The organism is Fusicatenibacter sp., from assembly GCF_050872605.1.
Lineage (GTDB): Bacteria > Bacillota > Clostridia > Lachnospirales > Lachnospiraceae > Fusicatenibacter.
Window position 1 is genome coordinate 1 of sequence record NZ_JBNMHD010000042.1, and the last position, 26,709, is coordinate 26,709.

General features: G+C 49.4%; 25 protein-coding genes. 5 read left to right on the forward strand and 20 right to left on the reverse strand.

The genetic code is table 11. The features are described 5' to 3' along the window. Together ACY2VT_RS11715 and ACY2VT_RS11720 are read right to left on the reverse strand one after the other, a co-directional pair. Positions 1–710 (reverse strand): alpha/beta fold hydrolase (locus ACY2VT_RS11715; RefSeq protein ID WP_461880020.1); only part of this gene is annotated, 710 nt, incomplete at its 3' end. Positions 711–717: 7 nt separating this feature from the next. Further along, positions 718–1,413, reverse strand: a complete 696-nt coding sequence (locus ACY2VT_RS11720; RefSeq protein ID WP_461880021.1) for a YjjG family noncanonical pyrimidine nucleotidase — start codon at positions 1,411–1,413, stop codon at positions 718–720. A 168-nt stretch (positions 1,414–1,581) separates the two neighbouring features. Here ACY2VT_RS11720 and ACY2VT_RS11725 point away from each other — a divergent pair, with 168 nt between their 5' ends. Beyond that, positions 1,582–1,860, forward strand: coding sequence for a type II toxin-antitoxin system HicB family antitoxin (locus tag ACY2VT_RS11725; RefSeq protein ID WP_055228190.1), 279 nt, complete (start codon positions 1,582–1,584; stop codon positions 1,858–1,860). Between the two features lie 65 nt (positions 1,861–1,925). Here the strand turns inward: ACY2VT_RS11725 and ACY2VT_RS11730 are convergent, their stop codons facing one another. After that, positions 1,926–2,621 (reverse strand): DNA alkylation repair protein, encoded by a 696-nt coding sequence (locus ACY2VT_RS11730; protein ID WP_461880022.1) that lies wholly within the window; start codon positions 2,619–2,621, stop codon positions 1,926–1,928. 160 nt (positions 2,622–2,781) lie between these two features. On the opposite strand from ACY2VT_RS11730, the gene ACY2VT_RS11735 reads away from it, so the two are divergent. After that, the gene (locus tag ACY2VT_RS11735; RefSeq protein WP_461880023.1) at positions 2,782–3,243 is read left to right on the forward strand and encodes a hypothetical protein; all 462 of its coding nucleotides are present in this window, start codon (positions 2,782–2,784) and stop codon (positions 3,241–3,243) included. Between the two features lie 64 nt (positions 3,244–3,307). On the opposite strand, the gene ACY2VT_RS11740 is transcribed toward ACY2VT_RS11735, so the two are convergent. The 13 genes from ACY2VT_RS11740 to ACY2VT_RS11800 form a co-directional block, all read right to left on the reverse strand. Further along, positions 3,308–4,249 (reverse strand): GTP-binding protein, encoded by a 942-nt coding sequence (locus tag ACY2VT_RS11740; RefSeq protein WP_461880024.1) that lies wholly within the window; start codon positions 4,247–4,249, stop codon positions 3,308–3,310. Between the two features lie 57 nt (positions 4,250–4,306). Further along, positions 4,307–4,804 (reverse strand): pyridoxamine 5'-phosphate oxidase family protein, encoded by a 498-nt coding sequence (locus ACY2VT_RS11745; RefSeq protein ID WP_461880025.1) that lies wholly within the window; start codon positions 4,802–4,804, stop codon positions 4,307–4,309. A 26-nt stretch (positions 4,805–4,830) separates the two neighbouring features. Next, positions 4,831–5,310, reverse strand: coding sequence for a 23S rRNA (pseudouridine(1915)-N(3))-methyltransferase RlmH (gene rlmH, locus ACY2VT_RS11750; protein ID WP_461880026.1), 480 nt, complete (start codon positions 5,308–5,310; stop codon positions 4,831–4,833). A gap of 104 nt (positions 5,311–5,414) precedes the next feature. Further along, a complete protein-coding gene (gene gltA, locus ACY2VT_RS11755; RefSeq protein ID WP_461880027.1) occupies positions 5,415–6,809 on the reverse strand; it encodes an NADPH-dependent glutamate synthase in 1,395 nt (464 codons plus the stop codon). After that, on the reverse strand, positions 6,809–7,696 hold the full coding sequence (locus ACY2VT_RS11760) for a sulfide/dihydroorotate dehydrogenase-like FAD/NAD-binding protein (protein ID WP_055217977.1): 888 nt from the start codon (positions 7,694–7,696) through the stop codon (positions 6,809–6,811). Before ACY2VT_RS11760 ends, gltA begins: the two co-directional genes overlap by 1 nt. Positions 7,697–7,819: 123 nt before the next feature. Further along, on the reverse strand, positions 7,820–10,360 hold the full coding sequence (locus ACY2VT_RS11765) for an FtsK/SpoIIIE family DNA translocase (RefSeq protein ID WP_461880028.1): 2,541 nt from the start codon (positions 10,358–10,360) through the stop codon (positions 7,820–7,822). Between the two features lie 24 nt (positions 10,361–10,384). Then, positions 10,385–11,251 carry an undecaprenyl-diphosphate phosphatase gene (locus ACY2VT_RS11770; protein WP_461880029.1) on the reverse strand — a complete coding sequence of 289 codons (867 nt, stop codon included), beginning with the start codon at positions 11,249–11,251 and terminating at the stop codon, positions 10,385–10,387. A 121-nt stretch (positions 11,252–11,372) separates the two neighbouring features. Continuing rightward, entirely contained in the window at positions 11,373–12,032 is a 660-nt protein-coding gene (locus ACY2VT_RS11775; RefSeq protein WP_461873023.1) for a ClpP family protease, read from the reverse strand. Positions 12,033–12,115: 83 nt separating this feature from the next. Next, positions 12,116–12,844: a YebC/PmpR family DNA-binding transcriptional regulator gene (locus ACY2VT_RS11780; protein WP_022462571.1), complete on the reverse strand. Its 729-nt coding sequence runs from the start codon at positions 12,842–12,844 to the stop codon at positions 12,116–12,118. Between the two features lie 137 nt (positions 12,845–12,981). Further along, positions 12,982–13,329: a type II toxin-antitoxin system PemK/MazF family toxin gene (locus ACY2VT_RS11785; protein WP_022462572.1), complete on the reverse strand. Its 348-nt coding sequence runs from the start codon at positions 13,327–13,329 to the stop codon at positions 12,982–12,984. 6 nt (positions 13,330–13,335) lie between these two features. Then, the gene (locus ACY2VT_RS11790) at positions 13,336–13,458 is read right to left on the reverse strand and encodes a hypothetical protein (RefSeq protein WP_256372849.1); all 123 of its coding nucleotides are present in this window, start codon (positions 13,456–13,458) and stop codon (positions 13,336–13,338) included. A 63-nt stretch (positions 13,459–13,521) separates the two neighbouring features. Beyond that, a complete protein-coding gene (locus ACY2VT_RS11795) occupies positions 13,522–15,030 on the reverse strand; it encodes an NAD(P)H-hydrate dehydratase (RefSeq protein ID WP_461880030.1) in 1,509 nt (502 codons plus the stop codon). A 90-nt stretch (positions 15,031–15,120) separates the two neighbouring features. Further along, a complete protein-coding gene (locus ACY2VT_RS11800) occupies positions 15,121–15,777 on the reverse strand; it encodes a redox-sensing transcriptional repressor Rex (protein ID WP_349142855.1) in 657 nt (218 codons plus the stop codon). A gap of 146 nt (positions 15,778–15,923) precedes the next feature. On the opposite strand from ACY2VT_RS11800, the gene ACY2VT_RS11805 reads away from it, so the two are divergent. Beyond that, positions 15,924–17,849 (forward strand): ABC-F family ATP-binding cassette domain-containing protein, encoded by a 1,926-nt coding sequence (locus tag ACY2VT_RS11805; RefSeq protein WP_461880031.1) that lies wholly within the window; start codon positions 15,924–15,926, stop codon positions 17,847–17,849. Between the two features lie 142 nt (positions 17,850–17,991). Here the strand turns inward: ACY2VT_RS11805 and ACY2VT_RS11810 are convergent, their stop codons facing one another. The 4 genes from ACY2VT_RS11810 to ACY2VT_RS11825 all read right to left on the reverse strand — a co-directional run bounded on the left by ACY2VT_RS11810 (position 17,992) and on the right by ACY2VT_RS11825 (position 23,176). Further along, positions 17,992–19,194: an NADP-dependent isocitrate dehydrogenase gene (locus ACY2VT_RS11810; RefSeq protein ID WP_461880032.1), complete on the reverse strand. Its 1,203-nt coding sequence runs from the start codon at positions 19,192–19,194 to the stop codon at positions 17,992–17,994. A 165-nt stretch (positions 19,195–19,359) separates the two neighbouring features. Beyond that, complete coding sequence (locus ACY2VT_RS11815) at positions 19,360–20,205, reverse strand: S8 family peptidase (protein ID WP_055217985.1); 846 nt, start codon at positions 20,203–20,205, stop codon at positions 19,360–19,362. A gap of 83 nt (positions 20,206–20,288) precedes the next feature. Beyond that, entirely contained in the window at positions 20,289–21,629 is a 1,341-nt protein-coding gene (locus tag ACY2VT_RS11820) for an MATE family efflux transporter (RefSeq protein WP_461880033.1), read from the reverse strand. 170 nt (positions 21,630–21,799) lie between these two features. Next, positions 21,800–23,176 (reverse strand): MATE family efflux transporter, encoded by a 1,377-nt coding sequence (locus tag ACY2VT_RS11825; protein WP_461873027.1) that lies wholly within the window; start codon positions 23,174–23,176, stop codon positions 21,800–21,802. A 127-nt stretch (positions 23,177–23,303) separates the two neighbouring features. On the opposite strand from ACY2VT_RS11825, the gene ACY2VT_RS11830 reads away from it, so the two are divergent. Both ACY2VT_RS11830 and ACY2VT_RS11835 read left to right on the forward strand, forming a co-directional pair. Beyond that, a complete protein-coding gene (locus ACY2VT_RS11830; RefSeq protein ID WP_461880034.1) occupies positions 23,304–24,155 on the forward strand; it encodes a LysR family transcriptional regulator in 852 nt (283 codons plus the stop codon). Positions 24,156–24,200: 45 nt separating this feature from the next. Continuing rightward, positions 24,201–26,540, forward strand: coding sequence for a transglutaminase-like domain-containing protein (locus tag ACY2VT_RS11835; RefSeq protein WP_461880035.1), 2,340 nt, complete (start codon positions 24,201–24,203; stop codon positions 26,538–26,540). The last annotated feature ends 169 nt before the right edge of the window (positions 26,541–26,709 follow it).

The following is a 26,709-nucleotide window of genomic DNA, read 5'->3' on the forward strand; positions in this document are numbered from 1 at the left end:
ACCCGGTAGGGACGTGATACTTTACGTCCGCCTATAATTGTAATATCATATTGAATATCAATCATTTGGCGCGGACGGGAGAGGGACGAACTGTGTTCAAAGCTTTCGATTCCCTGATACGGCTTCTGTCCCGCCACGTACTGGGTGCCGCGTCCTGTAGCACAGGCAAAAGCTGCGATCCGTTTTGCATCCGCGAACGGCACTTTTCCGGTCAGCGGACGGATCATCGGTGAACTCAAGACCACTTTCCGGAACAGATGCGGCGCTTTGGCGGCCGCTGCTGCTGCAATTCCGCCGCCCATCGAGTGAGAATAGAGAACGAGCGGAAGACCGCATGCCTCTGCTTTTGCTTTTCGTACAACAAAGAGCAGATCTTCTACATAACGATGGTAGGAATCGACATAAACAAGCGACAGATCCTCCACCAGACGGTAGCTCTTTCCATGGCCGCAGTGTTCCGGCAGATAAACATGAAAATGCTCTTTGATAAAATAATACACGATCTCTTTATATTTCTCCGCATTTTCCGTAAAACCATGTGAGATTACAACAACACCTCTCGGGCGGAACGCACGGTAACGAAGAACATGAATCGGATGACTGCTCTCCCTTTCCCAGTAAAATTCTTCTGCATGAGCAGCGAGATACGGCTCCACACCATTCTGCATCCGCTCCGCATAATTTTTTTCCTGTAATACGCGTGTTCTCATTAGCAAATCACCTGCTTTCATCCAGATACGAAAGGATATCCTGAAGGTTGTCAATGGTGCAGTCCGGGGTCACTCCGATTTTGTTCGGAAGATGATCCGGGTTGTACCAGCAGGTCAGGATTCCTGCATTTTTTCCGCCGCGGATATCACTTGTAAGGGAGTCGCCGACGATCACAACCTCATCCGGTGCATAACTTCCGATTTCGTTCCATACCGCATCAAAAAAAGCCTTCTGCGGCTTGTCCACACCGACCTGCTCCGAGATAAAAACACCGTCCAGAAGCTGGTCAAGTCCGGAAAGACGGAGTTTGCGCTCCTGTGCAACAGTGGTTCCATTTGTTACTGCATACTGTTTTACGGCAGATTTCAGCTGTTTTACCAGTTCATCTCCGTGGTTGCAGAAGAAAGCCTTATCACCGAGGCGGATCTGGTATTCATCATTGAAATCTTTTACCTGATCCGTCGGAAGCCCTTCCGATTCAAAAAATTCATGGAACCGTCCAAGCATCACCTGTTCTCTCGTAAGCTCTCCCGTCTCCAGCCGCTCCCAGTAGCCGCGGTTGATCACACTGTAGCGCTGCAGCATTTCGTCTGTGCAGGTTCCCATATGAAACTTGTTGAAACAGTAATCAATTGCATACCGTTCCGACATCTTAAAATTCAGAAGTGTTCCGTCGATGTCCCATAAAATTACTTTTATCAAAGAGAAATCCTCCCTTGGTTTCATTTGTATTTTCCAATTATCTGTTTTTCATTCTAGCATAGATTACAAATACGATCAATTGTATTTTAGGCATTGTATCTTTTGAGAAAAAGTGCTACGATAAAAAAGAATTTCCGTGAAAAAGAAAAGGAAGAAGGAAGAAACACTATGAAATTTACTTATCCAGCCGTTTTTCATAAAACCGAACAGGGAACCTACGAAGGTTATTTTCCAGATCTCGCCTGCTGCTATGCAAAAGGGGATACCCTCGACGAGGCGCTGGAAGATGCCATTCACTCCGCCTATGACTGGATCTCTCTGGAACTGACGGAAGAAGAACCTGATTTTCCGCCGGTATCGGATGTGGCAGATCTCGGGAAAAGCGAAGGTGAAATTGCAAGAAATATTGCCGTCAACATCCGGCTTTTTGAGGGATGGGACGAATAAGTTCAAAAAAGAGAAAGAAAACCGTATTGCTGCGATATTCGAAACGCGGCGATACGGTTTTCTTTTTATCTCTTCCAGGTTTTCAGCATCTCTTTTTCTTCTTTGCTGATCCGCAGCGACTCTCTGATTTTCTGAATTGTTTTGTTATGTGTCCAGTCATCGAGACTGTTTTCTTTCAGCAGTTTCTGTGTCTTTTCCGGAAAATGAATATAACAGATCGATACCGCCCAGGCGACGGCCATTTTTACGTAATAGCCATCGTGATGAATCTTTTTCATCTCCTCCAGCACAGCATCGATATACGCTTCGTTGATAAAAAAGTCCAGCAGACACACAACACCAAACCGGATTTCATATTCCCGGCTGCTTTTCAGCCATTTCTGCAGATATCCATACCAATACTCATGGTCTTTCTTCATAAAATGGTACGTTGCACAGGAGCTGTCACAGATTCCCCAGCTGTTGATCATCGGCACGAAGCGGTCCAGTTCTGCCGTCTGTTCTTCACGGGTCAGCTTTCCGTAGCCGATCATCATTCCGCGGATCAGAAGCTCCTCGTAGACTTCCGGATTAAACTGTTCGGTATAAACTTCATACTGGTCTCTTGCTGTCGCTTTTGCAATCCGCCGCGAAACCGGAATGCGGACACCAAGAATCCGACAGTTCTGTCCCGGAACAAGAGAGCTGTGAAATTCCCGGTATTTTGCATCTATATTGCTTTCCAGTTCTGCCCGAATGGCCTGCATTACTTCCTGTTCCATATGATTCCCCCTCCCTTTTCTTTCTCTTTAAGATGTTTTACACGCTTTTTACAAATGTTTAACCCTGTTATTTCTGCACTTCTGATAAGATAAAATTAAAGTAAACGATAACATCCGCCCTGCCAAATGCCAGATCTTTTCCGGCTGAAAGGTGAGTCTTATGAGAAAGAAATATACATTTTTTCAAAATATACCATTCCTGTGCAAATTTCAGAAGCAGCCAGCCCTTGCAGAAGAAGCGCCAGTTGTTTCCACAACGCTGTCTATTCCGTTTTCCGGACCCGCGAGCAGATCCTTCTATTTTACCGGAAACCCGGATTTTACCGCTCCCTCTGCCGGTATCCATTCCCGCCGTTTTCCGGGAAGCCGGATCTTTCTATATTCCAGCGATCCCGGGCACGATCTTGCGGCAGTTCCATCCTCTCTTTTCGATGTGCTGCACCGCTATTTTGCCGTCCATTCACCGGATGATGTCGTTTTATGGAAAGATGGCATTCTCTCCTTCCAGACCATGGAAAATCAGCCGCAGCCGTTGACTGCTCTTTGTACACCGGATGATGCACGGGATTCCAAAATCATTCCGTTCCCAACACTGTCAGAACGGCAGCGCATTTCACAGTAACTGCTATTTAGCCCAACCAGCAGGAGCATGATGGAAAATACCCCTTTCCGTCATGCTCCATTTTTTACTCAATTCCGAGAATTCCACTAATCCGCTCTTTCGAAAGCCCCGCGCCGATTACAATCAGCACTTCCTGGCTCTCCGGCACTGCCTGGAATGTCATCTGTTCCCGCGTCGCATTGATTTCGCTCCACTCACATTCGCCCGTTTTTACAATTCCCTTGATTCGGAATACATTTCCGCACGCCGGATCCGCAAAGATTGCTTCTGCCGCCTTTTTCAGCGCATCCTCTGTAATCTTAGGCTCCAGAAAACAGAGTGAATCAAACGTCTGCTGCTCGCCGAAATCCAGCTTCCTGTAATCTTCCGAACGGTAACTGCATTCGGAGAGCATTTTGAAATCATCCTCTGTCAGATCATCCCAGTTTTTCTGTAAAATTTCTGCATCAGAAAACTGTCTTCTGCAGCCTGCCTGCTCGAGCGCGCGGTTCAGATGGGCAATCGTTTCTTCTTTCTTTTCCTCCGAAACATTCTGTACTTTGCTCAGCACGATTTTACCAGCGTTCGCTGCCTCGGAAGCCAGCAGATACTCTTCTTCCTCCGACAGCTTCTCATCGAGCCCGGCATCCAGAATCGTGATAACGCTTCCCGCCTCATACCAGCGGTTCAGCGGCTCGTCGTACAGCGTGTCAAAGAACTCATCCACATCGTAAATCCCCGACGGTTCCACGAGAATGCGGTCGTAGCCGCTCATACCCATCGAGATCAGTTTCGTGCGGAACCGTCTGCGGTGTGTCTCTTTGTCGCATCCGCCGGAAATCATCTCCAGCTCGCACTGATCGCCGCGCAGTTCCTGCAGAAGCAGCATATCCACATTGACTGCCCCAAAATCATTCTCCAGGATGCCGATGTTCTTTCCCTGCGCCATCAGATACTTTGCATACTGTTTCAAAAAAGTCGTCTTCCCTGAGCCAAGGAAGCCTGTAATCAGATCAATTTTAATCATTTCTGCTGTCCTTTCTGCTGTCTTTTTCCGTCTGCCGCCTGCGGAGCTTCGAACACTCTATTTTCGTCTGCGCTCTTTGCCGGTAAATGTATCGATGTCTATGCGCCATACAGCAACGCGCTCCACCATCTCCGGCAGAAAAGCGATCTTCGCCTCCGGTGCGATATGCGCCATGATTTTTTCCAGGCCTTTCTTCTTCGCCTCCGGATCTGCCACCTCCGTGATGATTCCATTTCCCATGATACTGCGGTACGCATAGGAATACGCGCACGTATAGTCACCCGTAATCACCTCATGGTTGTAATCCATCTCCACCGCCACGCGCGGATCCGCTGCAAATGCAGCTGCCTTCCGCCCTTCTTTTGCCCCGTGCAGGTACAGACAGACGTGAAGAGTTCCATCTTCTTCCCGGACATCATATCCATAATTCATCGGCACAATAAACATGCCTTCCTCGTCCATCGCTCCGATCCGCACAACCTCGCAGCTTTCCAGAATTTCTCTTAAAATTTCAGGATCTGTAATCTCCCGCTTTTTTAAACGCATTTCACGCATCACAATCACACCTCTCTTATTCGCAGCTATTTGTGGTATGGCTCCCCGCAGTTAATGCGGTAACTCCGGTAAATCTGTTCCAGCAGAATAACCCGCATCAGCTGATGCGGAAATGTCATTTTCGAAAAACTGAGCGCATAGTTCGAGCGCTTCAGAACTTCCTCGCCAAGCCCTAAGGAACCGCCGATCGCAAAAATAATGTGGCTTGTTCCCTGCACGCCGAGCGTATCTATTTTCTGGGCCAGATCCTCGGATGTGAGCTGTTTTCCCTTAATTTCCAATGTAATCAGATAAGCGTCATCCCGGATATATTTGAGAAGGCGCTCTGCTTCTTTGTTTTTGATATTTGTCTCTACGGTTTCACTCGCGTTGTCCGGTGTCTTTTCATCCGCCACCTCGATAATTTCCAGCTTTGCATAGCGGCTGAGGCGCTTGGAATACTCGGCAATCGCATCCCGTAGATATTTTTCTTTGATTTTTCCTACTGTCAATACTGTAATTTTCATTCTAAATTTTTTAACCCTTTCGGATATCTGTCAAAAACACCAAAAGCCATATAGATCACTTTTTGTCCGCGTCTATATGGCTTTTAGTTTAGAAAAGCAATGCCTTATGCATTTTTGCTTTTGATATACTCATCAATTCCTTTAGCTCCGGCTTTTCCGGCACCCATAGCAAGGATAACGGTTGCTGCACCTGTTACAGCGTCACCGCCGGCGTAAACGCCCTCTTTGCTGGTCTTTCCGGTTTCTTCCTCAGCTACGATACATTTTCTTCTGTTGACATCCAGACCGTAGGTGGTGGAAGAAATCAGCGGGTTCGGGGAAGTACCAAGAGACATGATAACTTCGTCTACTTCAATTTCGAACTCAGATCCTGGAATCTCAACCGGTCTTCTTCTTCCGGAAGCGTCCGGCTCGCCAAGCTCCATGCGGATGCAGCGGATACCGGTTACCCAGTCTTTGTCGTCGGTCAGAATTTCTACCGGGTTGGTCAGAAGGTCGAAGATGATACCTTCCTCTTTTGCATGATGAACTTCCTCTGCACGGGCCGGAAGTTCTGCCTCAGAACGACGGTAGATAACGTGTACCTCTGCGCCGAGACGAAGTGCGGTTCTTGCAGCGTCCATGGCTACGTTGCCGCCGCCGACTACAGCAACTTTCTTGCCGTGTGCGATCGGGGTATCGTAATCATCGCGGAATGCTTTCATCAGGTTGTTTCTGGTCAGGAACTCGTTTGCGGAGAATACGCCGTTTGCGTTCTCGCCCGGGATTCCCATGAACATCGGAAGACCTGCACCGGAACCGATGAAGATAGCTTCAAATCCTTCGTCTTTTAACAGCTCGTCAATAGTAACGGATTTTCCGATGATAACGTTGGTCTCGATTTTAACACCGAGAGATTTTACATTCTCGATTTCAGCGGCAACTACTTTGTCTTTCGGAAGACGGAACTCCGGAATACCGTAGCTTAATACACCGCCGGCTTTGTGAAGTGCCTCGAAGATGGTTACATCGTAGCCAAGTTTTGCAAGGTCTCCTGCGCAGGTAAGACCTGCAGGGCCGGAACCGATAACCGCGATCTTGTGACCGTTTTTCTCTGCTGCCGGAACCGGTTTGATACCGTTTTCTTTTGCCCAGTCAGCAACGAAACGCTCCAGTTTACCGATGGAAACAGCGTCGCCTTTGATGCCGCGGACACATTTGCCCTCGCACTGGCTCTCCTGCGGACATACACGGCCGCAGACTGCCGGAAGCGCACTGGACTCACCGATAATTTTGTATGCTTCCTCGAAGTTTCCTTCTTTTACCTGTGCAATGAATGCCGGAATGTTGATATTAACCGGGCATCCTGTGATACATTTTGCATTTTTACAGCCCAGGCAGCGCTGTGCTTCTTCTACTGCTTCGTCTTTGTTGTATCCGAGACATACCTCGTCAAAATTTGTGGCACGTACCTTCGGCTCCTGCTCACGTACCGGTACTCTGTTTAATCCCTTTGCCATTATTTGTCACCTCCGCACTGGCCGCATCCACCGTGATGGGTTGCGCCTTCCTGGTATCTTAAGAGAGCTCTTCCCTCTTCTGTCTTGTACATCTGCTGACGTTTCATAGCCAGGTCGAAGTCTACCAGATGACCGTCAAACTCCGGTCCGTCTACGCAGGCAAATTTTACTTCATTGCCTACCATTAGACGACAGGCACCGCACATACCGGTTCCGTCTACCATGATCGGGTTCATGCTGACAACGGTCGGGATGTTCAGTTCTTTTGTCAGAAGACATACGAATTTCATCATGATCATCGGTCCGATGGCAACACAGACGTCATACTGTTTGCCCTGGTTCTGTACAAGGTCGCGGAGTACATCGGTACCCATACCTTTTCTTACGTAAGAACCATCGTCTGTGGTTATGTACAGATTGCTGACAGCAGACATTTCTTTCTCGAGAATCACGAGATCTTTTGTTTTTGCTCCGACAATGGCGTCAGCAGTGATTCCATGCTCATGCAGCCATTTTAACTGCGGGTAAACCGGTGCAGTTCCAACACCGCCGGCTACGAATACGATCCGTTTTTTCTTCAGCTCTTCGATATCTTCGCTGCAGAACTCGGACGGCTGTCCCAGAGGTCCTACGAAATCCATGAAAGCATCTCCCGCTTTGAGATCTTTCATTTTTTTTGTAGATTCTCCGATCGGCATGAATACGATGGTGATAGTTCCTGCTTCTCTGTCGTAATCACAAATGGTCAGAGGAATTCTTTCTCCTTCTTCATCTGCCTTGACAATAACAAACTGTCCAGGGAGGCAGTGCTGTGCTACTCGCGGTGCTTCTACTACCATACGGTAGATGTTATTCGCGAGCATTTCCGCTTCTTGAATCTTGTACATAATATCCTCCTAATCTTGTTAGAAATATTTTAACAAAAGCACGATTGGGATTTTCGCGCATTTTATGTTAATACTTTATCACGTTTCCGGTTATTTGTAAACAACGGACAACATCTTTTCCCATCATCCGTGTTCCTCCAGATAATTTTCGAACTGTTCCATGGACATCAGAACTTTTCTCGGCTTGGTGCCTTCTTCCGGTCCTACGACTCCGGCATCCGCGAGCTGGTCCATGATTCTGGCCGCGCGGTTGAAACCGATTTTCAGCACTCTCTGGAGCATGCCGATCGATGCCTTATCTTTTTCAATGATGAATTTTCCGGCTTCCACGAAGTAATTATCGCGGTCATCTCCGCCGCCTGCTGCGGAACTGCCATCCAGGCTTACGGAGTGAATCCGTTTTTCGATATCCGGATCATAAGCGTTCTCGCCGTAGTGATCTTTTAAGTAGGCAACGACATCGCTGACCTCTTTATCCGAAACAAAGGATCCCTGCAGACGGGCCGGCTTCTGGTAATCCTGCGGCTTGTAGAGCATATCGCCCTTTCCAAGCAGTTTTTCCGCACCGCCCATGTCGAGGATCGTACGGGAATCGACACTGGAAGAAACCGAGAACGCAATACGAGACGGCATATTTGCCTTGATGAGGCCAGTGATGACGTTGACGGAAGGTCTCTGTGTTGCAATAATCAGATGGATACCGGCTGCACGGGCAAGCTGTGCCAGACGGCAGATCGCATCCTCCACTTCTCCCGGCGCAACCATCATCAGGTCGGCAAGCTCGTCCACGATAATGACGATCTGCGGCAGTTTTTCCGGTTTTTTGCCGTTTTCATCCGGCGGCAGCTCGGCAACTTTCGCATTGTAGCCTTTCATATCGCGCACGTTGAATTCTGCAAATTTGTTATAACGTTCTGTCATCTCCGCAACCGCCCAGTTCAGAGCTCCGGAAGCCTTTTTCGGGTCTGTGACAACAGGGATAAAAAGGTGCGGAATGCCGTTATAAACAGAAAGCTCAACGACCTTCGGGTCGATCATAATCAGTTTAACGTCTTCCGGTTTTGCCTTATAGATGATACTCATAATCAATGTGTTGATGCAGACCGATTTACCGGAACCGGTCGCACCGGCGATCAAAAGGTGCGGCATTTTGGCAATATCCGCGATGACCGGCTGTCCGGCGATGTCTTTTCCGACAGCAAAAGCCAGATTCGAAGAAAAGTTCTTAAACTCCGGTGTTTCGAGAAGATCACGCAGCATCACGGCAGTGTTCGTCTTATTCGGAACCTCAATGCCGACTGCGGATTTTCCCGGGATCGGCGCCTCGATGCGGACATCTGCTGCTGCAAGACTCAGCTTGATATCGTCTGTCAGTCCGACAATCCGGCTTACTTTCACTCCCTGTTCCGGCATCAGCTCGTACCGTGTGACGGTCGGTCCGCAGCTTACGTTGTTGACTGTAACTTTGACACCGAAGCTGTCCAGCGTCTCTTCCAGCTTCCGCGCTACTTCCCGCAGGTGTGCATCGGAATCGCCCATCGCACCACGCGTTCCTTTTTTCAGCAGGTTCATCGGCGGTGTCTTATACTCCGGCCGTTTTTCCTCTGCTTTTTTTCCAATTTCCTGACGAATGCCGTCTACATCCGCCTCAATCTCTTCGCGGGAAGACCGCGGATTTCTCGTATGATCCGCGGATGTTTTCTCTTTTTTCGCCTCTTCTGCTGCTTGCCGTGTCATCTCTGGTTCTGTTTTTTCCGGCTCTTCAGCCGGCACAGAACCACGGTGAATCGAAAGCTCCGGCATCTCCATCTGATGGGTATCGTCGTTCTCATTTAAGTCTGCTTTGGATTCCACATGGGAAAGAAGACGGGATTTCTTTTTCTTCTCAGCTTTTTTCGGCTCCTCCACTGGCTCAAGAATCAGCTCACGGCTTTCCTCTTCCTCCATCGCAGCTTGGCGCGCCAGACGCTCCTGGCGGCGCTCCTCCGCCATCCGGCGGTGGTCATTTGTCTTTTCATGGAGCGGTGCGAGAATCGGCTTCTGTGTCATCACAATCACGGAAATCACGATGGCGATGACAATAATCACCCACGCGCCGATCTGTCCAAAGCCCATCCCGAGAATTTTCACGACAGAACCGCCTAAGATTCCTCCACCGAGATGATCGTAGGCGCTGTCAAAATAGTAATCCAGAAATGTCGTATCTCTCGTATAGCCGGACGTCAGAAGCTGCATAAAAGCGCAGAAAAAGACGAAGCAGCTGATCGCTCCCCCGGTCTTCCTCACAATTAAAAAGTTCTGTCTGTTTGCTATGTAAAATGCTGTTCCAAAGAAGATCAGAACTGGTGCTGCCCACTCTGTCACGCCGAAAAGACCGAAAAAGAAGTCGCAGACAGCCTGTCCGATCACGCCGCCCATGCCGAAATTACTGAGCATCAGCAGAATCGAAACGGCAAGCACGGAAAGCAGAATAATTTCTGCGCGCACTCCCTCGTCCATCGGCTCACGGACTGTGTTTTTCCTTGTGCCGGAGGTGCGTTTTGCGGTACTGCTCTTTTTCGCCGTTGTTTTTCTGGCCGTTGTTTGGGTCTGTTTCTTTTTTGCTGTTCCGGAAGCAGAAGTCTTTTTCTTTGTCTTCCCGCTTCCCTTTGTTGTATTTGCCATGCAGAACTTCTCCCCTTTCTCGTATTACAGCAGAAAATATCCTGCAATGGAGAATGTCCCGACAAGAAGACAGTACAAAGCAAAATATTTCAGTTTCCGTTTTTTCACCACACGCATCAGAATGCGGATCGTAAAGTAACCGGCAATTGCCGCCATGAAAACGCCAACCAGATATACCGGATGAAAGACAATTTTATTTTTTCCCATGGTCGCAAGTTCAACGATGGTTGCCCCGATAATCGCCGGAACGCTCGCAATCAGAGAGTATTTCACAGCGTACGAACGGGTCATGCCGCCGATCACACACGCGGAAATAGTCGAACCAAGACGGGAAAGACCCGGAATCGTGGAAAAGCCCTGGAAGAATCCGGCAATCAGTGCATCTTTCGGCTTCAAATTTTTCTGCGTTTTTTCTCCCTCCGGAAGCATATCTGCCACCACAAGCAGAATCGCCGTCAGATACAGACCAACGCCAGGTGCCAGCAGATTCGAGGAGGTCAGTGTGACAAGGCTCTGAATCATGCCGCCGATCACGGCAGTCGGGATGGTGGTCAGGATCAGCAGGAAAGCGAGCATACGGTAGTTGCTGCCGAGCACCTTCCGGTACTGCTTTCTCTCCTGATGCTGACTGGAAAAGTGTTCCTTTAAATTATGAAACAGATCAATTACGATTCCGCACAGCGCGAGGAAGAGACGTTTCCATTCCTTCGAAAACGTGAGCAGAATTGCAATCATGGAGCCAAAGTGCAAAAGCACATTAAAAAACACCGTCTGCGTATCTTCGATCTTCATAAAGTGACGGAAGATAATCAGATGTGCGGAGCTGCTGATCGGCAGGAATTCCGTGATTCCCTGGATCAGGCCCAGAAATAAAGCTTCTATTACTGTCATTTTTTTATCCTGTTCCCTTATTTTTCTCTTTTGTGAAAGCCCGGACAAAACTTCCGTTCGAATTTTCACAGCGAACTCATTCTAACACAAAATCCCCTGAAACACAAGCCGCGCTGTGAAGTCAATTTTCTGTCCCTGCTGCATGTTTCATCAGTTCATTCAGCTTTTCGAGCGCACGGGCAATGCCGCCGACCTCGTCGATCAGGCCCTCTTCCACTGCCTGCGGGCCGTCCAGCATTGTTCCGACATCCTTGACCAGCGTTTTCGTATCGAGCATCAGCTCCTCGAGCCGTTCCTTGGTGATTTTAGAATGGGCCGATACAAAACCTGTGATCCGATCCTGCGTCTTTTCCATATTACGGTACGTCTGTGCAACACCGATGAACATGCCGTTTGTACGCACCGGGTGAATGACCATGGTGGCACTCGGCACGATCAGCGAATAGTCTGCTGCAACTGCGAGCGGGACACCGATCGAATGACCGCCTCCTAAAACGAGCGATACCGCAGGCTTTCGCATGGACGCAATCATCTCTGCAATTGCAAGACCGGCCTCCACATCTCCGCCTACGGTATTCAGGAGAATCAGAAGACCATCAATACTTTTGTCCTCCTCGGCACGGGCAAGAGCAGGGAGAATGTGCTCATAGCGCGTCGCTTTCGTGCGCTCGCCGAGTGATTCATGCCCCTCCACCTCGCCGATGATGGACAGCAGATAAATGTTGGTCTTCAGTTCTACAATATTTTCTTTTTCTGGCTGGTTTTTCTGTGATTCTGCCATACGGATTTCCTCTTTTCTGCTATTCCAAAATAGCTTCATCAGTATGCGCAGATTCTTATGATTCTATGTAATTTCCAGCGAAATTACTCGTCCAGGTTGGTGTATACGTACTGTACGTCGTCGTCGTCATCCAGCAGATCCAGGGTACGGTTCAAGTCTTTTAATGCCTGCGGATCGGTCAGCTCTACGTAGGTCTGTGGGATCATGGTAACGTCTGCCTCTGCCATGGCGATACCGTCTTTCTCCAGCGCCTCACGTACTGCGGAGAAGTCATCCGGATCGGTAATGATTTCGTAGCTGTCCTCTTCGTCTGCGAAGTCTTCTGCACCTGCATCCAGAGCAAGCATCATCAGATCGTCAGCATCCATTTCGCACTCTTCTTTGTCGATGATGATCTGGCCTTTTTTGTCGAACATGTAGGATACGCATCCCGGTGTTCCAACGCTTCCGTTTCCTTTGGTGAAAGCGCTTCTTACGTTTGCTGCGGTACGGTTCTTGTTGTCGGTCAGAGTCTCTACGATGATCGCGATACCATTCGGGCCATAACCTTCGTAGGTGATACGCTCGTAGTTGTCTGCGTTTGCATCTCCGGCAGCTTTTTTAATACCGCGGTCGATGGTATCGTTCGGCATGTTGTTTGCTTTTGCTTTTGCGATAACGTCACGCAGCTTGCTGTTGTTTGCCGGATCCGGTCCGCCCTCTTTGACAGCGATTACGATCTCACGGCCGATAATGGTAAAGATTTTACCTTTCTTTGCGTCGTTTTTTTCTTTCTTATGCTTAATATTGGCAAATTTTGAATGTCCTGACATACCTCTTTTGTCTCCTTTATTTAAAGTATTACTTTTCTGTAAAAAGGTTTCCCCGAAAAGCGGCAGAAGCCCATATAATATAAAATATAGCACGATCTTTCTCATTCGTCAACCGTGAACCGCGCCAAAAATGCCCCTTATGTAGGCAGATCCAGGCTGATTTTCAGTGCTTCGTTCACAAGGGCCAGCTGTTCCGGCGTCAGATGACAGATTTTATCTTTCAGCCTTCTCTTATCGATCGTCCGAAGCTGTTCCAGTAAAATGACGGAATCCCGTACAATCCCATAGGCGGACGCTTCGATCTCAATGTGTGTCGGCAGCTTCGCCTTATTCATCCTCGATGTAATCGCCGCACAGATCACCGTCGGACTGTGCCGGTTGCCGATGTCATTCTGAATGATCAGCACCGGACGGACACCGCCCTGCTCACTTCCCACAACGGGCCGCAGGTCGGCATAATATACATCGCCACGCTTGATTACCACTTGTGCTCACTCTCCGATTCTTTCCGTTTTGCTTTCCCATACGATAACGATCCGGCGTTTTACGCCTTTTAAAATCGTTTCCATGTATTTAATATTGCCTGTTTTTCCGGAGGTATTCACAAATTTCATCCGGCGCTTCAAAAAAGTCCGCCCGGAGTCCTTTTGGGAACCCGTGATTCTGATCTGCTTTGCTCAGATTGACTGCAATCCTCTGATAATCTCGGATGCTGTTACATAGGAAGCACTGCTTTTTTCTTCCGCAGCCTCTCCCGCTTTTCCATGCGCATATGCCGCCAGTGCCGCTGTTTTGGCAAGGCTGATTTTTTTCTCATTTTTTTCACACTGACGTTTCGCTGCAAAGGCGCCTGTGATTCCCGCGAGCACATCGCCGCTTCCCGCCGTCGCAAGCGCACTGCTTCCGCTTGTGTTTATGTAATACTGCTCACGCCCTTCCTCTGCTGTCACGGTTACGGAATCCTTTCGTACACAGCAGGCCTGGTATTTTTCGGCGGCCCTTCCGGCGCTTCCTGCCGGGTCACGCTGGCATTCTGCAATGGTCGTGTGCAGCAGCCGTGCAAGCTCTCCTACATGAGGCGTTAAAATTTTTTCTGCCCGGCAGCCCGAAAGAATCTCTGCATCTTCTGCAATCAGGTTCAGCGCATCTGCATCCAGAATAAGGGGAACTTCTGTGTGCTGCACCGTAAAAACGAGCAGTTCTTTTGCCGTCCGGCTTTTTGAAAGTCCCGGTCCCGCAACAACAGCGTCCGCCCAGGCGAGATCCTGCAGCAGGGCTTCTTCCAGAAGCGGCTCATCCTCCTTCCAGAAATCCGCCATTGCTTCCGGCAGGGCACAGAAAAGCGGCGTACGGTTTCTTTCCTCTGTCACAACCTTTACCATGCCGGCACCGGATGCAAGGACTGCCCTGGCACACAAAACAGCGGCTCCGCACATGGCACCGGAACCGGCAAGTACCAGCACCTTTCCGAAGGTTCCCTTATTTCCCATCGGCGTGCGGGTAAGAAACCGGTCCAGATCTTCTTTTTCCACCGAACCGTACCAGGGCGTCTCCTCTTCTCCTGCATCAAAGCCGATTCCGATGTCACGGACCAGGACCTCTCCGGCATATCGTTTTCCGGGATCAAAAAGAAGCCCTGGCTTTGCACAGGCAAATGTCACCGTGGCTCTGGCTTTCACCGCCGCATCAAGGACCTCTCCGGTATCCGTGTGGATCCCCGAAGGGATGTCCACGGCGAGAACGGGGACGCCGCTTGCGCAGATTGCTTCCACTGCTCTCCGGTACTCCCCTGCCAGCGGGCGGGATACGCCAATTCCAAAGATGGCATCTATGATAACAGTATATTCCCGGAAATCCGGATTCTTAACCTCACGGACCCCATAATTTTCCGCAATTTTCTTCTGTGCTCTCATGCCTTCACTGTATTTTTCCGGATTTCCAAGACAGAACAGTTCCGCATCCACCCCTTTCGTCTTTAAAATCCGGGCAATTGCCGCACCGTCTCCGCCATTATTTCCGGGACCGCACACGGCAAGAACTTTTCCTGTATCCCATGTTCCATTTTGAAGCTCCTCCACACAGGACAGCGCCGCGCGCTCCATCAGTACCAGGGACGGCACTTCCATCGTTTCCATGGTATTTCGGTCTGCCTGCTTCATCTGTGCTGCTGTAAGAATCCGTTTCATCGCTTCTCCTCCTTTTCCCGCATCTTCCGGGGACTTAACAGAAAAAGCCTCCGGTTTCCCGAAGACTCTCCTGCTTTTGTTTTTTGTTTCTTAATTGTTCTTTGGATGCTCCGCCTCATATCTGGTCAGATTGTAGGAGAGACGCATCAGACTTTCGGAAAGATGGACATTCTCTACGATCACATCTTTCGGAAGTTTTAAGTTCAGATCGGTATGTGCAAAATTCCAGATTGCTTTCACACCATTATCCACGAGGATCTCTGCCATCTCTACCGCTTTTGCTTTCGGCAGTGTCAGAGCTGCGATCTCTACGTTGTGCTCCTTGATAAATTCCGGAAGCTCGTCCGCCATGCGGATTTCAATTCCGCGCACGGAAATTCCTTTTAATACCGGGTTGACGTCAAAAATACCGACTGTTTTGAATCCGCTTCTTTCAAAGGCCGCGTAATTTGCAAGCGCCTGTCCCAGATTTCCGGCTCCGACAAAAATCATATTGTGGACTCTGTCCAGACCTAAGATTTTTCCAATCTCACTGTACAGATACCGCACGTTATAACCATATCCCTGTTGGCCGAAGCCGCCGAAATTATTTAAATCCTGGCGAATCTGGGAAGCTGTCACTTTCATCCGCTCGCTCAGCTCACCGGAAGAGATCCGTTCTACTCCGTCCTCCAGCAATTCGCCCAGGTAACGATAATATCTAGGAAGTCTTTTGATAACTGCCCGCGAAATTCCTTTTTCTTCCAAGATAAATTCCTCCTTATTTACACCTGCATATACTCATATTATATATGGTTGATAGAAAATTGTCAAAGATTTCTTGAAATTTTGTGTATTACTCTCTATAATAAGGATGGTGTATTATGTCAAAATATGTTATCTGGAGGAACCACATGATTCTTGCATGTCAGAATATCTCGAAAGCATTCGGGACAACGGAAATTATCAAAAATGCATCTTTTCATATAGAAGAACGCGAAAAAGCCGCACTGGTCGGCATCAACGGTGCCGGAAAATCGACGCTGTTAAAAATCATCATCGGCGAAATGAGGGCCGATGAGGGAGAGGTCATCCTCTCCAAAGGAAAGACGATGGGCTATCTCGCCCAGCATCAGGATCTGACCGGACACCTTTCCATTTACCAGGAAGTGCTGACCGCGAAACAGAATCTGATCGATATGGAGGAACGCCTCCGTCAGATGGAAAGCGATATGAAGACAAAATCCGGTGCAGAGCTGGATGAACTTCTTTCCACCTACACCCGCCTCTCCCATACCTTTGAACTGGAAAACGGATACGCGTACCGCAGTGAAGTCGTCGGTGTTTTAAAAGGTCTTGGCTTTTCCGAGAGCGATTTTGAAAAACAGGTGGACTCCCTCTCCGGCGGTCAGAAGACCCGCGTGGCACTTGGTAAACTGCTGCTCACCAAACCGGACATCATTCTGCTCGACGAGCCGACCAACCACCTCGATATGGACTCGATCTCCTGGCTCGAGACGTATCTTTTAAATTACAGCGGAGCCGTCCTGATCGTCTCCCATGACCGTTACTTTCTCGACCGCGTTGTCACAAAAGTCGTTGAGGTGGACAATAAAAAAGTAACAACTTTTGAGGGAAACTATACCGCCTACAGTCAGAAAAAAGCAATGCTCCGCGAGGCCGCTTACCACGCCTGGGTCAACCAGCAGCAGGAAATCCATCATCAGGAGGAAGTCATCGCAAAGCTGAAATCCTTCAACCGGGAAAAATCCATCAAGCGCGCCGAGAGCCGTGAAAAGATGCTGGACAAAATGGATGTGCTGGAAAAGCCGACCGAAGTACGCTCCGATATGCGGATCCGTCTGGAACCGCGCATCACCAGCGGAAACGATGTGCTGACCGTCGAGCATCTCTCCAAAGCCTTCCCGGGACAGACGCTTTTCCAGGATCTGAATTTCGAAATCAAGCGCGGGGAGCGCGTCGCAATCATCGGAAACAACGGAACGGGAAAAACGACGATCTTAAAGATCTTAAACGAAGTCATCCGACCGGATGCCGGCTCTTTTACACTTGGAAGCCGTGTACAGATCGGTTACTACGATCAGGAGCATCAGGTGCTCCACATGGAAAAGACCATTTTCCAGGAAATTTCCGACGCGTATCCGTATCTGACAAACACCGAAATCCGAAATGTGCTGGCCGCCTTCCTGTTTACAAACGACGATGTCTTCCAACCGATTCATACCTTGAGCGGCGGTGAGCGCGGACGAATTTCCCTTGCCAAGCTGATGCTCTCGAACGCCAACTTCCTGATCCTCGACGAGCCGACCAACCACCTCGATATCGTCTCGAAGGAGATTCTGGAAAACGCGCTGAAAGATTACACCGGAACAGTGCTGTACGTGTCCCACGACCGTTACTTTATCAATCAGACCGCAACCCGGATTCTGGAGCTGACGGGACAGACACTTGTGAATTATATCGGAAATTACGATTACTATCTGGAGAAAAAAGAAGAACTGACCCGCATTTATGCGCCTGCTGTCGATGCCGCCGCACCGGAAGAAACATCTGCTCCTTCCGACGCCTCCTCCACCAAGCTGGACTGGAAGGCGCAGAAAGAAGAACAGGCACGCCTCCGAAAGAAAGAGAACGAGCTGAAAAAGACGGAAAAACGAATTGAAGAGCTCGAGACACGCGATTCGGAAATTGATGAAGAAATGTCAAAGCCGGAAGTCGCAACAAATGTCGCAGAATGTGTGAAATTAAGCAAAGAGAAAGCGGAAATCGCCGCAGAACTTGAAGAGCTGTATGAAAAATGGGAAGAGCTTGCCGAGTAAGCCTGGCTTTCCCCGGAAAAGTGTAAAATCAAAATTGGTCCACTGGACCAATTATTGATATGCTTGGCAACAGAAAAAGCCGATCCGGTACATCCTTTTTTGTGGGAATGCCGGATCGACTTTCTTTTTCTGCTTCGTTTGATTATTTCTCCAACTCCTCGCGGATGGCCAGGATGAAATCACGGCTGTTTAATACGGTCGGATTTTCCATGGTGGTGATCAGCGCAAGGTCCTTTGTCATCTTTCCGCTCTCGATCGTTGCGATCGTTGCTTTTTCCAGACGTTCTGCAAATGCGGAAAGTTCTGCGTTTCCATCCATTTCTCCGCGTTTTCTGAGTGCGCCGGTCCATGCAAAAATGGTGGCCACGGAGTTGGTGGATGTTTCCTCGCCTTTTAAGTGACGGTAATAGTGGCGCTGTACGGTTCCGTGCGCAGCCTCGTACTCGTAATATCCATGCGGAGATACGAGAACCGAAGTCATCATCGCAAGGGAACCGAATGCGGAGGACACCATATCACTCATGACATCACCATCGTAGTTTTTGCATGCCCAGATAAAGCCACCCTCTGCTTTCATGATACGGGCAACAGCATCGTCGATCAGGGTGTAGAAGTAGGTAATGCCTGCCTCTTCGAATTTTCCTTTATACTCTGCATCGAAAATTTCCTGGAAAATATCCTTAAAGCGATGATCATACTTCTTGGAAATCGTATCCTTACTTGCAAACCACAAATCCTGTTTCGTGGACAGTGCGTACTCGAAACAGCTTCTCGCAAAGCTCTCTATGGAATTATCCAGATTGTGCATACCCTGAATGACACCAGCGCCGGTGAAGTTGTGAATCAGTTCTCTTGTCTCGGTGCCATCCTCTGCGGTATAAACCAGCTCTGCTTTTCCCGGTCCCGGAATCCGGATTTCTGCGTTTTTATATACATCGCCGTATGCATGACGGGCAATCGTGATCGGTTTTTTCCAGTTGCGCACGCACGGCTCGATGCCTTTTACAACAATCGGGGTACGGAAAACAGTTCCGTCGAGCATGGCACGAATGGTTCCGTTCGGGCTCTTCCACATTTCTTTCAGATTGTACTCTGTCATACGCGCTGCATTCGGCGTAATGGTGGCACATTTGACTGCTACACCGTATTTCTTGGTAGCGTTTGCGGAATCTACGGTTACCTGATCGTTCGTTTCGTTTCTGTGTTCCAGTCCAAGATCGTAATATTCCGTTTTCAGATCAATAAACGGGAGAAGCAGCTCATCTTTGATCATTTTCCAGAGAATTCTGGTCATCTCATCTCCATCCATCTCTACCAGAGGAGTGGTCATCTGAATTTTTTCCATAGTAGGCCTCCTTTTTCTATTCCCGTTTATTGTATAAAGTATCAAATGGCTTGTCAAGTCAAAATTCGCCTGATTTTTTGGTATTTTCCTATCAATTCGCTCAATTTTTGCAGGATGATCGATATTTTCCTTCATTTTTCTCCTGTTGCATTGCCACGCATCGCCTCACAGGAGTGAAAGAAAACGGTCTGTCTGAAGCATTCCATGCCCCTGACGGTTACGCGGAAGGCCAAGATCTCTTGCCGATTCGCAGAGCAGCATTTTTGCCTGGACATTGGTAAGATCCGGAACCCGTTCAAGTGCCAAAGCCACGGCTCCGGACACCCGCGGCGCCGCCATCGAGGTGCCGCTCTTCACCACATATTCTTTTCTACTTCTTCCAGGCGCGCAGGAAATGAGACGTTTTCCAGGCGCGACAAGATCCGGTTTGCAGACGCAGTCCCGTGTTGGGCCGCATCCGGAGATTCCTCTTCTTGGCTCCAGCAGATCGCCCGCTCCCACGGTGATCACTTTTCTGCTGCTCCCCGGCGCCGTAATACTGCCCGGAGCGGGTCCCAGATTTCCGGCCGCTGTCACAACAGTGATCCCGTCATCCCAGGCGCGCTCCACCGCCTGCACGAGCAGATCATCCACCGTTTTTTCCTGCTCTGTTGTTCCCACTGAAATATTTAAAATGCGGATATTAAGTCTTATTCGCTCTTTGCACACCCAGTCAATCGCCGCAAGGATATCCTGCTTTCTGCCGTTTCCCCTGCGGTCGAGAATTTTTGCTACCACAAATCTGCATTCCGGTGCCGTACCCCGGTACTTCCCGCCGGATGCTCTTCCGCTTCCGCCGAGGATTCCGCAGACATGCGTCCCATGCCCATTATCATCGTAAGGCGTCTCCCGCCCGTACACCAGATCCCGGAACGCCGCAATCCGGTTATCAAAATCAATATGCGGAAAAATCCCTGTATCCAGCACCGCCACGGTAATTCCTTTTCCTGTCAGAATTTTCTGCTCGTTCATCGCAAAGCTCCGGCGTATTCTTATTTTATGGTATGCAAAAAGGCTGCCCTTTGCAAGAAACAGCCTTTTTCTTATCAACTCTTTTAAAATTTTATCTGTTTTTCCCCTTTCCGCTTCCAGAGCATCATGGCAAGCGGGATGCCGCAGAGTTCAGCCAGGACGAAAGAAACCCAGATCAGATTCAGGTTTCCAAAGCTTTTCAGAAGAAAGGCGAATACCAGCGGCAGGATGGCCTGGCGCGTCATGGATATGTACATGCTCTCTTTTCCGAGGGAAAGACCCTGCAGCGATGCCTGGTAAATCAGGCCCGGGATGGAGAGCAGATAGGCGACAGCAAGAATGCGGAGCGCCGGGACTCCGATGTTCATCAGGTTGTCGGAGGCATCAAAAAGTTTCAGCACAAATCCCGGGCAGGATTCCAGCACGGCAAAAAAGATCAGGAACAGTCCGCCGCCGTAAAGAATGCCGTAACGGATCGACTGGCGGATTCGTTCTTTTTGTTTTGCACCGTAATTGTACGCCACAATCGGAATCAGACCATTTGTGATACCGTGGACGCCGACCGTTGTGATGTTCTGAATTTTCGTGCAGATACCAAAAGCCGCAACAGCTGTAGACGAGAACATAATGACAATCGCATTCATCGCCATGTTGACAACGGAGGTAAAAATCTGCACCAGCGTGGATGGAAAGCCGACTTTGATGATTTCTCTCACGCTCTCCCAGTCCGGCTTCAAGGTGAAGGCAAACGGAATCTCCGGATTCCATTTTTTGTTGATCAGAATTCCGGCAATGCATCCCATGAACTGACCGATCACGGTGGCAAGTGCAGCTCCTGCCGTCTCCATGCGCGGAAGGCCGAACCAGCCGAAAATGAAAATCGGATCGAGGATCAGATTGGTCAGGGATGCGGCGGACAGCGTGAAGATAAAGAGGTGCGATTTTCCGCTTGCCATGACAAAACGATCAAAGACCCACTCTCCCATCTGGCCGAAAGACGCCAGCATGCAAATACTTAAATACTGGATTCCGTACGCTGCAATGGCTTCATTTCCGCCGGACTGGCTTTCAAAATACATGCGGGCGAAGGCAAGACACAAAATACAGTTTAAGATCCACGAACAGAATGCGATAAAAATTGCCGCGCTCGCCGCATCTTTTACCTTTTTCGGATTCTTTTCTCCGAGTGCCCGCGAAATCACGGCATTCAGGCCGACGGCATTTCCAAGGCCGAGCGATGACACGATCAGCTGCATCGGAGCTGCCAGTGAGATCGCTGTCAGGGCATCCTCCGAGACCCGCGCAACAAACACGGAATCTACAAAGTTGTAAAGCGAACTGATCAGCAGCGACAGCATCAGCGGCAGCCCCATGGAAATCACCAGACGGCTGACCGGGACTGTTCCCATTTTGTTTTCTTCCATAAAAAACCCTCTTCTCTTTTTTTAATATCGTTAATTTCAGTTTACACGCCGACAGGGAAAAGATCAAATACCTATCTCTTATACTGCCGCATAGTTTTCAGCTATGGATTATTCAGACAAAAAGAAACCCCGCGGAGTTTTTTGTCTCCACGGGGTTGGCAGATTCTATTTTATTTTGCTATATTCTGTTTTTCCATCCGCTTCAGCTCCGGCAGAACCAGAGCCAGCATGGTGATAAAGCAGAGGCTTCCGCCGATTACATTCGATACCGGCTCGGCGAGGAAGACACCGTCAGTTCCCATGTGGAGCGCGTACGGCATCAGATAGGTGAGCGGCACGACAATGAATACTTTGCGGAGCAGGGAGAAAAAGATCGCCTGCTTCTTTTTATTCAGTGATTTGAATACGGTCTGGCCGATATACTGCAGATCCATGAATATAAATGCTGCAAAATACTGCTTCAGCGCCGGTACCGCATCCTGGATCAATACAGCGTCTGAACTGAAAATACCGATCAGTACATGCGGAATCAGAATAATAACGCTCCACATCACTGCCGTGTAACCAAGGATCATTGCGCTCATGACACACATAGCCTTACGAACGCGGGCCGGGCGGCGAGCGCCGTAGTTATAGCTTAAGATCGGGGAGGTTCCCTCATTCATAGCGTAGATCGGGGTCTCGACGAGCTGGCGGACACTCGATACAATCGTCATAACAGATATGTAAATATCACCGCCGGTCACAGAAAGCACATTGTTGCAGCAGATGGTGACAAGGCTGTTGGTGAGCTGCATGATAAAACCGGCAGTACCGAGGCTTACGATATTTTTCGCATAGCCTGTGCACTCGGAAATTTCATTTTTCCGCACAAACCGTACTTTCAGCTCCGCTTTCCGGGTCAGGAAGTACAGAACAAAGACGGCGGAGAGCGTCTGGGAAATGACGGTGGCAATCGCGGCACCCTGTACGCCAAAGCCAAGTACAAAGATAAACAGCGGGTCAAGCAGCAGATTTGCGACGGCTCCGATCGTAACGGAGAACATGCCGACCGTTGAATAACCCTGCGCATTGATAAACGGGTTCATGCCGGTCGCAACCATGGACGGCAGTGTTCCGATCAGGTAAATCATCATATAAGGATACGCGTAGACCATCGCATCTGCCGATGCGCCGAACAGCGTCAGCAGCGGACGGGCAAACAGAAAGCCGATGACCATAAGGACAACGGCACAGGCGCAGACCATGGAATAAGATGTATTCATGATCGTTTCTGCCTTCTGCGGATTGTTTTTTCCGCGCTCGATCGAAAACAGCGGAGCGCCGCCGCTTCCGAACAGGTTGCTGAATGCCGTGATGATAACGATCAGCGGAAAGCACAGGCCGACCGCGCCGAGCGCTGCCGTTCCCACATCTGGGATCCGCGCGATGTAAACGCGGTCTACGATGTTGTACAAAAGACTTAAAATCTGGGCAACCAGCATCGGGAGCGCTGCCCCTAAAATGTTTCCGGTTACGGTTCCATGTTCGAAATCAATTCGTTTCATTGTTCTATCATTCCTTTTCTTTTCACTTGCTTTTCAGTATATCATATCATATACTATATGTAAATTATTGTTTTTATATTGGAATTAAACAATTTTTATATGTTTCATCTTACAAAGGAGGATTTCCATGGAACTTCGACAGCTCGAATACTTCCGCGCCATCGTGGACGCCGGAACCATCAGCGGGGCGGCACGCATGCTGCATATGACACAGCCGCCGTTAAGCTATCAGCTTAAAATGCTCGAGGAAGAGCTTCAGGTGCCGCTTCTCGTGCGCGGTACAAAGAAAATCACACTGACTGAGGCGGGAAAAACACTGTACGAGCAGGCGGGTACACTTCTGATGCTCGCGGATCTTACGAAACGCGAAGTCGTAAAATCCAGCCAGGCGGCAACTCTGCACATCGGAATGACGCCTTCCACCGTGTCCCTTCTTTCTGACTACCTGTTCCGGTTTTCAAAACAGCATCCGCAGATCCACTTCGATGTACACGAGGGTTCCACCTTTGCCCTCAAGGATCAGCTGGAAAATCATGTGATCGATCTTACTACGCTGCGCACACCGATCGTTTTAAACGGCTGTGAAACAAAAACACTCCTAAAAGAAAGCATCACCGCCATGGCACTCCCGGACCACCCGCTTTTTGCGGAGCACGACACGCTTTCTCTTACCGAACTTGCCGAACAGCCGCTGATTCTTTCCAACCGCTACCGAAAATATATGCTCTCCGCTTTCGAACAGGCCGGTCTGTTCTGCGACATCTATCTGACCTGTGAAGATGCCCGCACGGCAATGACGATGGCGGAAAAAGGGCTTGGCATTGCTCTTCTGCCCGCCTCCATGCTGCCGCTTTCCCATCAATTAAAGGCCTGCGCCATCACGGACGCAGACCTTACAACGGAAATCCTGCTCGCCTGGCGCAAGGGGCGCCTTCCATCGGAGCTTCGGGATTTTTTGAAAATGTGGAATGAAACCTGACACATTAAAACTATCGAACAGGAGCAGAAAGAATATTTTGAAGACATGCTTTTGTATCTGAACGCCATGCAGGAAACTCTGACCTTTTATACGGCGCAGTACGATGCTTCCCTCGAACTTCTGGAAGCAGCGAATCCCTCACAGAGCAGTTTTCAGCAGTACCTTGGCGATCTGTATTCGACGACCGTCCGCGTCAAGGAAAATCTGCTTGCCCTTCCGGCACCGTCCTATCTTTCCACGCTCTGGACGCATTACGTAGGTGCTTTTGATATGCTGACCAGCTATCTGCAGTCTGTATCGTCGGCAGCGGCAGGAGATGTCCTTCTCTCCTACTCTGCCGATCAGATCATCAGCCGCGTGACTATCGAAGGAAATGCATACGAAAAACAGATCGCGGATCTGATGGTGCGGGAATATGTGCACAGCGCGGATGTCCTGGAAAACAATCTGAAGGTTTTTGGAAGTGAAATTCTCTCTTCCTGCGAAAAGAAGAAAGTTCCAGAAAACAGTTATCTTTCGCAGGATTCGATCGTTTTTATCTATCATTCGCTGGTCGATGAGATTTACCCGAACCTGTATCCGGCTGCGGATTCTGCCGTCAATCTGCTGATGTATACCGACAAATCCTACTGTGATGTTCTGGTGACGGCGGAGATTCCCGGTTTTACCCAGGTTTATGAACAGAAAGTTACGCTTTCCCCGGAAATGACGTATCTGATGATCAAACCGCCCATTTTAAGTGAACTGCCGAATCTCTCCTCGACAAAGGAAACGCAGCTGATTCTGAAAGTGACCGACTGTGCAATCGGCGATGTTCTGGCCCAGGAGAGCAAGGCAATCAAGCTCTACAGCATTTACGATTACAAAACATACAGCGATGAGTTCGGTGTCGTGCAGAACGATAATCTGCTCGCCTGGATGACACCGGATTCAGACGGCGTGCTTGCCGTCCGGCGGAATGCAATTTCCTGGCTGGAAAATAACTTTGGACGGGACTATGGGAGACTTCCCGGCTATCAGTACAGCTACAGTTTCGGACAGGGGCAGGAAGCATACGTTACTTTTTATCAGGTTGCCGCGATCCAGAGTGCCATCAGCGCGATGGGCGTCCGCTACAATATGGGCCCGTACTCGTTTGATGCCACGCAGCGCGTGCTGATGCCGGACGCCGTTTTAAACAGCAAGTCCGGAATCTGTATTGAGACGGCCGTTCTGATGGCCAGCGTCCTGCAGTCCGCCAATATGCATCCGTTTCTGATCCTCACACCGGGCCATGCACAGGTGGCGGTCGAGACGTGGGAAAATTCGGGACAGTATTTTCTGATTGAGACAACAACGCTTCCATTTGATGCAACGACGGATGACAACAGCGGGGTGATTATCCAGCTTGATTCTCAGGGATGGGATGAATATCTCTCCCAGAAAAAACAGCAGTCCCAGCAGTCGGGCGGACTCTTTTATCTGGTGGACTGCAGTCTTGCGAAGGTGCTGAACATCCGCGGCCTTGCAGCAGACTCCTATACTGCGGATGTGACGCTTCCATCATCACCATCCTCCTCCAGCGACTCCGGTTCCCAGCCATCTTCCGGTGATGCATCCTCTGTAGCACCTGCTCCATCATCTTCCTCGTCTTCCGGCACGTATACACTGGAATCCTACGACGGCGGCAACTTTACGATGCAGCTCCCGAAAGGCTGGACCATCGAGACCGGCGGCGCCTATGCAGGCTTCTGTTTCCGTGCTTATGATCCGCAGAACCCGGATGCACAGATTTTCTTTTACGGAGAGCTTGGACCGTATTTTAAGAGTCAGGAAGGAAAGGACGGATATCTTGCGATGAGCGGCGGAAATGACTATCTGAGTGACCTTCCTGTTCTCGAACCGGGTACGCTGACCGCGTGCCTTGACGGGCTCGATGAATATGAAGCGGCCTACTACACGATTATGGGATCTTCCTATAACTTTGCGGATGTCCATAATCTCTCCAACATCGTCGAGCAGCCCGTCACAACATTTCTGTCGCCGTATGCCGTTTCGGAGTCGATGCTGAAAGCTGACCTCACTTCCGTCACAGGCGCGCCCTGTAAAGGAATTTTCCAGGGATCGATTGTCGATGCCGGTTCCTATGAAATCGGCGGCGTTGACATCACACCAAGCCGTGGTGCCATGGATCTGTTCGGCGTGATTGCCCCGTCCGGCCAGTTTGACAGTGTCGCCGACACATTAATTGCATCACTTGGCAGTTTCCGCTTCACGGAAGAATATATCCAGGCCGGCATTGATCAGACTAACCAGATCGGTCAGAGCGCCCTGGAATACTCCCGCCAGAACATGGAACTGATGGACCGTGTGGTGCAGGACTTCAGCGAGTATATCCGGCAGTAAACGCTTTTCACACACAGCAGATAAATAAAGTAAAAAATAGGCTTCGCCTATTCAACTCCCCCTGCCCCTCAATCTTGAGGGGTTGGGGTTTCTTTTTTTCCTCTTTTCCTGCATAATAGACTTATGAATATCTTACAAAGAATCTTTACCGATTATTATGAGGAAATCA